At 39.4% G+C, this 9,131-nt stretch carries 15 protein-coding genes; 8 read left to right on the plus strand and 7 right to left on the minus strand.

All coding sequences use genetic code 11. The features are described from left to right. Positions 1-28 precede the first annotated feature (28 nt). Positions 29-382: a DUF4181 domain-containing protein gene (locus ACWATA_RS06650; protein ID WP_473049670.1), complete on the plus strand. Its 354-nt coding sequence runs from the start codon at positions 29-31 to the stop codon at positions 380-382. Here ACWATA_RS06650 and ACWATA_RS06655 read toward each other — a convergent pair. Together ACWATA_RS06655 and ACWATA_RS06660 are read right to left on the minus strand one after the other, a co-directional pair. Continuing rightward, positions 357-539 (minus strand): hypothetical protein, encoded by a 183-nt coding sequence (locus ACWATA_RS06655; RefSeq protein WP_108674812.1) that lies wholly within the window; start codon positions 537-539, stop codon positions 357-359. The genes ACWATA_RS06650 and ACWATA_RS06655 overlap by 26 nt on opposite strands. 146 nt (positions 540-685) lie before the next feature. Next, the gene (locus ACWATA_RS06660) at positions 686-1,699 is read right to left on the minus strand and encodes a S66 family peptidase (RefSeq protein WP_473049671.1); all 1,014 of its coding nucleotides are present in this window, start codon (positions 1,697-1,699) and stop codon (positions 686-688) included. Positions 1,700-1,847: 148 nt separating this feature from the next. Here ACWATA_RS06660 and ACWATA_RS06665 point away from each other — a divergent pair, with 148 nt between their 5' ends. Both ACWATA_RS06665 and ACWATA_RS06670 read left to right on the plus strand, forming a co-directional pair. Next, a complete protein-coding gene (locus ACWATA_RS06665) occupies positions 1,848-2,360 on the plus strand; it encodes a sigma-70 family RNA polymerase sigma factor (protein ID WP_367076953.1) in 513 nt (170 codons plus the stop codon). A gap of 19 nt (positions 2,361-2,379) precedes the next feature. Then, positions 2,380-3,543, plus strand: a complete 1,164-nt coding sequence (locus tag ACWATA_RS06670; protein ID WP_473049672.1) for a DUF4179 domain-containing protein — start codon at positions 2,380-2,382, stop codon at positions 3,541-3,543. Between the two features lie 46 nt (positions 3,544-3,589). Here the strand turns inward: ACWATA_RS06670 and ACWATA_RS06675 are convergent, their stop codons facing one another. Next, positions 3,590-4,009, minus strand: a complete 420-nt coding sequence (locus ACWATA_RS06675) for a MarR family winged helix-turn-helix transcriptional regulator (RefSeq protein WP_016765035.1) — start codon at positions 4,007-4,009, stop codon at positions 3,590-3,592. 143 nt (positions 4,010-4,152) lie between these two features. On the opposite strand from ACWATA_RS06675, the gene ACWATA_RS06680 reads away from it, so the two are divergent. Together ACWATA_RS06680 and ACWATA_RS06685 are read left to right on the plus strand one after the other, a co-directional pair. Then, positions 4,153-4,500, plus strand: coding sequence for a DUF6054 family protein (locus ACWATA_RS06680; RefSeq protein ID WP_028414741.1), 348 nt, complete (start codon positions 4,153-4,155; stop codon positions 4,498-4,500). A 204-nt stretch (positions 4,501-4,704) separates the two neighbouring features. After that, complete coding sequence (locus ACWATA_RS06685; protein ID WP_430077948.1) at positions 4,705-5,088, plus strand: FixH family protein; 384 nt, start codon at positions 4,705-4,707, stop codon at positions 5,086-5,088. Positions 5,089-5,152: 64 nt separating this feature from the next. On the opposite strand, the gene ACWATA_RS06690 is transcribed toward ACWATA_RS06685, so the two are convergent. Then, positions 5,153-5,533 (minus strand): VOC family protein, encoded by a 381-nt coding sequence (locus ACWATA_RS06690; protein WP_473049673.1) that lies wholly within the window; start codon positions 5,531-5,533, stop codon positions 5,153-5,155. A gap of 324 nt (positions 5,534-5,857) precedes the next feature. Here ACWATA_RS06690 and ACWATA_RS06695 point away from each other — a divergent pair, with 324 nt between their 5' ends. Further along, positions 5,858-6,025, plus strand: coding sequence for a hypothetical protein (locus tag ACWATA_RS06695; RefSeq protein WP_013058248.1), 168 nt, complete (start codon positions 5,858-5,860; stop codon positions 6,023-6,025). A 341-nt stretch (positions 6,026-6,366) separates the two neighbouring features. Here the strand turns inward: ACWATA_RS06695 and ACWATA_RS06700 are convergent, their stop codons facing one another. The 3 genes from ACWATA_RS06700 to ACWATA_RS06710 form a co-directional block, all read right to left on the minus strand. Beyond that, a complete protein-coding gene (locus ACWATA_RS06700) occupies positions 6,367-6,768 on the minus strand; it encodes an RsiV family protein (protein WP_473049674.1) in 402 nt (133 codons plus the stop codon). Beyond that, complete coding sequence (locus ACWATA_RS06705) at positions 6,692-7,039, minus strand: hypothetical protein (protein ID WP_432231826.1); 348 nt, start codon at positions 7,037-7,039, stop codon at positions 6,692-6,694. Before ACWATA_RS06705 ends, ACWATA_RS06700 begins: the two co-directional genes overlap by 77 nt. A gap of 76 nt (positions 7,040-7,115) precedes the next feature. Beyond that, entirely contained in the window at positions 7,116-7,802 is a 687-nt protein-coding gene (locus tag ACWATA_RS06710; RefSeq protein ID WP_208757084.1) for a helix-turn-helix domain-containing protein, read from the minus strand. Between the two features lie 336 nt (positions 7,803-8,138). Here ACWATA_RS06710 and ACWATA_RS06715 point away from each other — a divergent pair, with 336 nt between their 5' ends. Together ACWATA_RS06715 and ACWATA_RS06720 are read left to right on the plus strand one after the other, a co-directional pair. Beyond that, positions 8,139-8,396: a FeoA family protein gene (locus ACWATA_RS06715; RefSeq protein ID WP_473049675.1), complete on the plus strand. Its 258-nt coding sequence runs from the start codon at positions 8,139-8,141 to the stop codon at positions 8,394-8,396. After that, a complete protein-coding gene (locus ACWATA_RS06720; protein ID WP_028414734.1) occupies positions 8,389-9,120 on the plus strand; it encodes a FeoB small GTPase domain-containing protein in 732 nt (243 codons plus the stop codon). Before ACWATA_RS06715 ends, ACWATA_RS06720 begins: the two co-directional genes overlap by 8 nt. Positions 9,121-9,131: the final 11 nt, after the last annotated feature.

Genomic DNA, 9,131 nt, shown 5'->3' on the forward strand with positions numbered 1-9,131 from the left:
ATATTTTAAGTCGGAAGGAGGGACGGAAATGGCGCTTGTGTATTTGCTGATTCTGGCAGTCGTTTATATCTTTCTGGATCTTGCCATGCGAAAGAAGCTGAATACAAAGATGAAAAAAAGCTATTGGAGAAGCTTTAAGGGAAGGCGTCCGCTGTTTATCACACTTGAAATGGTGATGCTTGCTGCGTTTTTAGTGCTGATCTTTGTTATACCTCCAGCCTATACCTCCGTTTTTATGTTTCTTTTCTTTTTTCTCCTGTACGTAATTCGAGGATTTGAAGAATGGAAGTTTGAAAGAAAACAAAAAGAGCACTATCACTCGTGGTTTGGTGCAACTTTTTTCCTGTTTGGGACGTTTATATTACTGATGACAGATATGTAAAACAAAATTGTGAAACGACGAAATGAACCGCGGTTGATTTCCGTGCAAGACTTCGCTTTCCGCGGGCGGCCGGTGAGCCTCCTCGTCGCGAACGCTCCTGCGGGGTCTCACTTGTTCCGTTTTTCCCGCAGGAGTCTTCGTCCTGCCCTCCAATCAACCATTAGAAGCACCTACATATATGAAACAAACCTACTTGCACCATATCCATAAAAAAATCCGAACGAATTGGATTCTCCATCAGGAATCAAGTTCGTTCGAATTTTTCTTCAATTAAATAAACTACTTATATACAAGCCTCTTTTTTTACGTAAAGTATTGAACAACTGTGCCCTTATCTCTCTCTACGTTAACACTCGCATACGCGCCGTTAATAAGCGTGAGCTGAGGAGGGAGGTGGCCGCAGTCGATGTCATAGACAACGGGAATATGTAAGTCGGAGGCAAGATCATGATACACATCTTCAGCAGTGTAGAAATCAACGGGCTCATTAGCGCTGCTTCTACCGAATAAAATGCCCGAGCAGTTATCAAACCAGCCCGCTAGCTTAAGCTGAAGAAGCGAACGGCGAAGGTCTACAGTCGTCAGTTCACAGTTGTCAAAATACCAAATGACCGGTTCTGAAGGAATATGTTTTTCTCGAAAAGCTTTGACGTCTCCAAAAGAAGTGCCGGCTAAGTGTCTGATTACGTCTATACATCCCCCGAGCAGGCGCCCTTCGATATGAACGTCGCTTGACTCTGTATGTTTCCAAGCCGTTTGTTCCGTTAAATGAAACACGCATGGTGACGGGTTATCGTGCTGCCATTCTGTTTGATAGGAATCAGAAGAAACTTGAGCTACGCTTTCGCCTTCTTTGGTCGTCAGCACCTGTTGCCACATCGCAGTCGTTGGATCCCAGTATTCTCCGCGTAAATCCACAAAGTTGGTTCCATGAGCCGTTGCAATCCCGGTATTAAGTGTAATAGCCAGCAAAAGAACGCTGGTGTCAGAATAGCCAAGCACCCATTTTGTTTTCCATTTTGTAAAGTCAAGATGTTCAAGTATTTCAATGAGTAGCTCGCCTCCCCAAGGCGGGATAAGGATATCAATGTTTTCATCAGTAATCATGGCTTGAAGCTCATTTGCACGTTTTTTAGGAGAAGCAGATTTTGCTTTGTGCTGCGTCCACACGGTTTCTCCGGGTATAACAGAAAAGCCTTTTTCTTTCATTCGTTCACACGATAAAGAAAACATGGAGTGAAGAGCTTGAGGTACACCAGAAGACGGTGCGGTTACGCCGATAGTTGGGTTGGATGTCAGAAAAGGATAGGTAATCATAGCGGCCTCCTTCAAAGGTTTTAGCTTATTTTACCAGCGAGAGAAATACTGAACAAGCTTATTTTTAATTTAATGTAGGAAGATTGATAGGTTTTGTAAAAAGAATCCGTATTAATAGATGTAAAAGCAAGGAGAAAGGAGCAATGTCATGGAAGATGACTGGATTGTTGTGTGTATAACACGGAAAAAAGAAAAAGGATTAGAGCTGTTAATCGATCAGTACGGAGGGTTAATTACGGCCATTGTACGTAAGCATCTAGGCACGCTGAAAGGTTATGAAGAAGAGTGTGTAAACGACGTATTGTTAGCCGTGTGGCATCATATTCACCGCTTTGATTCGGAAAAAAATACGTTTAAAAACTGGATTGCGGCTGTTGCTAAGTACAAAGCCATTGACTATCAGCGCAAATACATAAAAACGCAGCACGAAGCGCTTGGCGAAGCGGAGTTCGGTGAAACATCAGGAGTTCATAACGTTCAAAGGGACGACGTGGAAGAACTTTTAGGTCACTTAAGTGAAGGAGACCGCGAGCTGTTTAAAGCGTATTACTTACAGGAAATTGAGCTGAAGCAAATTGCGAAAAAACAAGAGACCACCATCAGCAATTTATACAACCGGCTGTCGCGCGGACGAAAAAAGTTAAAAGCTATTTTTAAATAAGAAATAAGGAGGGACAAAGATGAAAAATGAGTACGACTTTTTAAATGGATCTTCTATAGACTTTGATGAATATGAAGAAATCCAGCTAACGGCAAGCGAGAAAAAACGAATGAAAAAGCGCTTAAAACGTGAAATAAAGCCGGCGCGGAAAAAAGCGCGTCCGCTGATTGCCGCTGCGGTGCTGCTGCTTGCTGTAACGCCTGTGATGATGCAAAACGAAACGGTATGGGCATCGGCTGTGCGAATCAGTCAGCAGCTTGGTCAGCAAATCGAGCTGCTTATGAACAAGCCTGAAGGCAGTTTGAGCAGCTATAAAAAAGCGGTAAATGAAACGGCAACGGACCAAGGTATTGAAGTAAAAGTAAATGAACTAATGCTTGATGACGGACAGGTGCTGCTTGGGCTGACGATTAGCGCAGATGAATTTAGAAGAACCGCACTAGGACTTAACCGAGACGCGCCAATTCGACCGGGAGAGCTGCGCGTGAAAATTGGCAATATGTCGTTTTTTGATTCCGCTTCAAGCATTAGAGAGGAACCAATCAAAAACAAAGACGGAAGCTGGGACTATCTGTACGCTTTAAAACTAACGCAAGCGGACACGGACGGAGACGGGGAAATTGATGTTGAAGGCTACAGCGTGCTAGATCACATTGATCCAAGCAAAAACTATCAAATCAGCGCGCAGTTCACAAGCCTTGAATTTGAAAAGAATCCTGGTCAGACGAAAAGCGGGAACTACCGGGATTCGTACGGAGAAATTAAAGGGAATTGGACCATACACACTAGCGTAAATGGCTCGAAAATCATCGCTGATACTAAAGTGTATCCGTTAAACAAGGAAATTCCGATTAACGAAAAGGGAATAGAAGGCGTATTGTCTATTAAAGAAGTTCGCGTATCGCCTGTTTCGATTAAAATGCACTATACGTTTACATCATCAAACGGAAGCATCCGAGGCGGAACGGACATTGGTGTAAAAATAAAAGACCAAAATGGAAGAGATCTTTCTGAAAGCGGCAGTGGAGGAGGAACAGACACAGTGCTAGAGAGGGACGATGAGTACAGAAACGACAAAGGAGTGGTTATGCTTCGATTTGTTCCGTATGTAAGTGATTACGAAAACGACAGTTCAAAAGATTTAACCTCGGACGCCTTTAATTTGAAGGTAAACAACAACTAACCAAAATAAAAACCAGAGACCTGCTTAGCGGGCATCTGGTTTTTTATTAAATATCCATTTTATTTAACAAGCGAAGAAACGTTTGTAATTCTTCATCCGTAAAATGACTAAGCTTTTCACCGTATTCTTTAGTGAGCACTTTTTCCATTTCTTCTGCAAACGCTTTTCCTTTATCCGTAATCGATAAGTAGACAACGCGGCGGTCTTTTTGACTGCGTACGCGCGTGACAAATTCTCTTTCCATGAGACGGTCGCTGACGCACGTCATGCTGCTGTTTGAGATGTGCATATGCTCGGCAATCTCAGAAACGATATGATTGCCTTCTTTATACAGCAGGCGAAGCGCTAAAAATTCATTTAAAGGAATATATGATTTTAAAGTGGGGATAACCGATAGCTGCATTTTTTTCGTTTGGTTTCGCATCGTGGAAACCACATTTTGGATAAGTTGATCTCGTGTATTCATAGAGGTTGCATGCTCCTTTTTCCGTTCAAACAATTCTTTTTCTTTTCTATTGTACCATATTGTACATAAAGAGAAGCGGCAGGTTTTTTAGAGGGAAAAAGAGAAGTAGTAGGTATCTGTTGCGATAGAAAGGGGCTTGAGTGATGGGAAAGGTAATTGAATTTAAAACGACGCTGCTTCCTTTTGATGGAGCAAAAAAGCTTGTGAACGCAAATAATTCGGAAAGTGACTTACTATACAAAGAATATTATGACCTTGGAGACGGCAAGCAGCTGTGCACACTTGTGTTTGAACGCTATTTTTTCCGCACCGGCGGCAGAGGATCACTAACCATTATTCTAGAAAATGTGTCGGGTCCAAACAAAGTTAAGTGTATTCCTTCAGGAAGCGCAGAAGGAGTATTAAATATTGACTGGGGAGCAAGCAAAGATTTTGTACGATGGGTCGAAAACGCACTGTCTGCTTATACCCTAGAAGAACCGCAAAGATAAAGGTAAAGCTGGAGAAGGCAATACGCTTCTTCAGCTTTTTTGTGAAGGAAATGACGATTAGAGAAATGAAAAGATGTAAAAGCTACTGTAGAAATAAGAACTTTATGTGGACAATAAGCAATTTTTCTCTTTTTACCGGATAAATGAGTATAATATGAAATTGCAGGAAGACTTCACATTTACATAACAAAGGAGAACAACATAATGAAAAAACTCAGCATCGTATTATTCGTTTTAATGATAGCTATAGTAGGCTGTTCAAAGGCAAATGATTCACGTTCAAAAGAAGTAAAAGGAACGATTGAAGTACCGGAATCCATTCAAGCAAATGAACAAGTCAAGCTTAAAGTCCTTGTGACGCAAGGACATAAAAAAGTAGAAAACGCGGACGACGTACAGTTCCAAGTTGAAAAAGAAGGCTACATCAATCAAGAAATGACAAAAGCACCGCACGAAGGAAAAGGCGTCTACAGCACGGACTATACGTTTAAAGAAGACGGCGAATACATGATTACCGCTCATGTTACGGTAGACGGTGACATGAAAATGTTTACGAAAAAAGTAGAGATAGGTAAGTCTAAAGAGTAGTACCTTATATAGCCATTTAAAAAGAGAATGCCTTGTGCATTCTTTTTTTTTTCATAAGAACACTTTAATCTACGTAGTTCGACAGCTCAATCAAATTGTAATCAGGATCTCTTATGTAAACAGAAACAATAGGCCCTACAGCACCTGTACGTTTGACCGGCCCTTCTTCAATGTTTACATTATGTTTTTGTAAATGATGGATTATGCTTTCGATCTTTTCCTCCGTAATAAAACATAAATCAGCGGAGCCCGGAAGAGGGTGATTTGCTTTTGGTTCAAATTCATGGCCCGCTTGATGTAGGTTTATTTTTTGATCACCAAAACGAAGCGCTACTCTTCCTTCTCCGAATGTCTCTTTCTGCATGCCTAAGATAACCGTATAAAAGTGAATGGTTCTTTCAACGTCTTTTACCGTTAGTACAAAATGGTCTAGTTTTTTAATCATTTCGTTTCCTCCTAACAAGGTACACTTTTTTCCTCTGACGGTAGGGTAAGTACTGGGTGAGATCTGAGAGGTTTTTCTATAAATAAGTATATCATTTGTAAAGTGAAGAATAGTCAGAGACAACTTTATATTCATTTCCAGTTCAAAAGAGCGTTTTATAAATAGCCTGTTTTAAAATATTATGGTTTTACACAATTAAAGGTTTGTGGAATTTTATGTTAATATTGGATGAAGAGTAGCATTTATTTTAATAACTTATTCGGGAAAGTTTGTTGGTTAAATATGTTAAAAAATTTAAATACATATAAGGATGGAGATGCTCGTATGTCTATGGGGATACTTTCTTTAATCACTTTTGTGATTTGGTTCGTAGCCATTCAAGAGTTTTTAAAACCTGAAAAGAATCAGAGTAACCGAAAAATAATGATGTTAACATCTGCAGGCTCCTTGCTGACGTTAGTTTTGACCATTTCACTTTTTCAAACGCTATAAAAATACCTTAAAAAGCGGTTTTTCGTCTGCTACAAGAAGCGTAATACATGCGGCCCTGAGTTCTTCCGTGGTTGTATGATTTGGTTTTCGGAAAATGATGGGGAAGGGGAGAGTAGAGATTGTGAAGAGGAACTACACATTACTGTTTTATTTTCTGTTTGTATTGTCAATGATAGGCGGCCTAGCGTTAAGAGATACGTTTTCCTATTCAATGATGGTTGGAGGCGGAATAGGGCTCACCTTTCTTTTTTGCTCCGCTTATTCTGCAGAAAAAAAGAAAAAGAAGCATGTGAACTGATGGTTCGCATGCTTCTTTTTTTATGTTTTTTTGTACGACTATCTTATTTATAAATGGTGGACGGAATTTTAAACGTATGAATGCCGTTAGAATACGGGCCGTACTCATACTCACCAAATATAATAGCAATGCCGCTACTTGTATAGTAAAACTGATCGTCTTTTAAATTTACAGACTTAAATTCATTAACCCAGAACTGAGCACCTTTTTTATTACGCGCAATCATTTCATTCCGGATATAGTTATTAACCTTGTTTAACTTAGTGTTGGTGTTAATAATATCTTTTAAGCTAATTTGTCGAGCTTTTAACAAATCGTAATTGTAAGTATCAATCCAAGCGTTGCCGTGAACGCCGCCAGCGTACGCATCATTTACTCTTCGTGTGAGCTTTTTCCATTTCTCTTTGCTTCTCGTGCCACTTCTTATAACCGGTAAGGTGTTCATCCAGAAGTTGGTCATAGTGAAACCAAGTGTGTGATTCAACCTTTGATGTGAAGTCAGTTAAGTTTTCCCAGTTATTTATTAATTCAACGGCAGGTTCTACATATTTGTCATTTTTCGCTGCTATTTTTATTAAATTTGTACAAACATCCCTTGTCCAATTTTTTCTATCATATTTATCAGGAGATTCCTCATCAGGAATTCCCATTAAATCAAAAGCGTGATCAATCATCTCTAACATTTCATTATCAAACACTTCAATAGCTTTTGACATTACCGGTTCATTTAAGAAAATACGTATAAACGATTTTTGTTTTTTATAGTAATTTGACAGCGTTCTAATTATATTTTCAATATCCTCGTATGTTCCATAATGCACTCCCTTCCTGTTCTTTGTTTATTAACCGATAAAAGTCAGAGTCTGAAGGTTGCTTTTCTGTTTCTCCTCGCTCATAGGCAAATGTCGATTTGCAAAACTCTTTCTGCTCTTCTGATAATTTACGCCAAATATAATTTTCATAAATGTGGTGCATATATGTGCTATCTACACCTCTACCTGAAAGCAACGTATCGACTATTCTGTTACAAATATCTTGCTTAACTCTTGACGAGAAAAATTCCATACACAATCCCGCTTCCACTAAATTACGAATATTAGCACGCCCCTTTGAATGTGGATTAAATAGTTTACTTTCTTTTTGAGATTTGTTGATAGCGTCAGAAATTGTATTACACTCTTCATTACACTCAAGGTTATAATGTTGAATCCTTTGATAACCCTCTATATCGCCCCTGAACACCAATATTTCGTCATAACGTACTCCTAAAATCCTAGCGAGCACTATTAAATCTTTTTTATCAGGAAGTGACTTTCCACAGTAATAATTAGAAATAGTTTTCGCATCTCTTCCTAATATTTTTGCTAATTGTGATTGAGAAAGACCTTGGCTCTGTACCAAAAATTTTATTCTTCGACCAGTTTCCTCAACAACTATCTCATCAAGTTCTGAAAAATCTTTAACGTGTTCTGCTGACATTCTAAATCCCTCCAAAACGACTAAGTTACTTGTATTATAGGTTTATTAAGCGAATATATGAAGTGGAAAGATTCTTTCTATAATGACTATAAATCCCGCCTTTGCTATTAAAAAACACAGTATTTTACCCTAGACTAAAAAAGTTTCCTGTGGTAAACTTTCGGTATCATGACACGTACAAACTGAAAATTTCAAATAAATGATGCTGACATGTTCATTTTTCTGCACCAGCAGAATACCCTATTAAAAATCAACGAGCATATTTTTTTACTCTAAAAGTTGGTCTAACGAAAAAAATATAACCATAGGTAAAAAAAAAGAAGGGATGAAAAATAGATGGCTAGTGTAAATAATTATCCATTGTCTACATTTACGACAGGTGAAACAGTACAGTTAGAGCGAATTGAAATCGAAGGTGCCTTAAAGCGCCGCTTGTTAGATTTAGGATTTATTCCAGGAGCCATCATTAAAGTGCTTCAAAAAAGCCCGTTGGGAGATCCTGTTGCTTATCAAGTCAGTCATACAACGATTGGTCTGAGAAAAGAAGAAAGCTCAAAAATTTATGTGAAAAAAGTAGGTGACGACGTTGAGTGAGTATCGCATTGCATTAGCAGGAAATCCGAACACGGGAAAAAGTACGTTATTTAACGGGTTAACCGGTCTTAAGCAGCACACGGGAAACTGGACGGGAAAAACTGTAGCCAAAGCAGAAGGGACGTTTGAACATCACCAGCAGCTCTACACAATCGTCGATCTGCCTGGAACGTATTCACTTTATTCAAATTCGGCAGACGAAGAAGTAGCGCGCGATTATATTTTATTTGAAAGACCTGACGTGACGGTTGTTGTGGTCGATGCAACGGCGATGGAACGAAATCTTAATCTAGCTCTGCAGGTAATGGAAATGACGGAAAACGTCGTGATTTGCGTGAACTTAATGGATGAAGCAAAGAAAAAAGGAATTGTGATTAACGAAAAAAAGCTCGCTGAATCGTTAGGGGTACCGGTTGTGCCTATATCAGCTCGCAATAAAAAAGGCATTACGAATTTGCTGGATGCGATTGAAGGAGTCGTGCGCGGGGAAGTAAAGCTTACTCCTTACCAGGTGCAGTATACAAAAGAAATTGAAGCGTCACTAAAGGAGCTAGAACCTCAAGTTGCTTCTATTGTAGGAAATCAATTTCCTCTCCGCTGGATTGCTTTACGGGTTCTTGATGGAGACACGTCGTTTTTAGAAACGATTCAGCAGCATCAGCAGCAAGATATCAGCCACACAGAAAGGAGGAACAGCGCATATGGGAAATCCGTTAACTCCTGAAAACTCATTAG

Source organism: Priestia sp. USM5 (genome assembly GCF_058323215.1).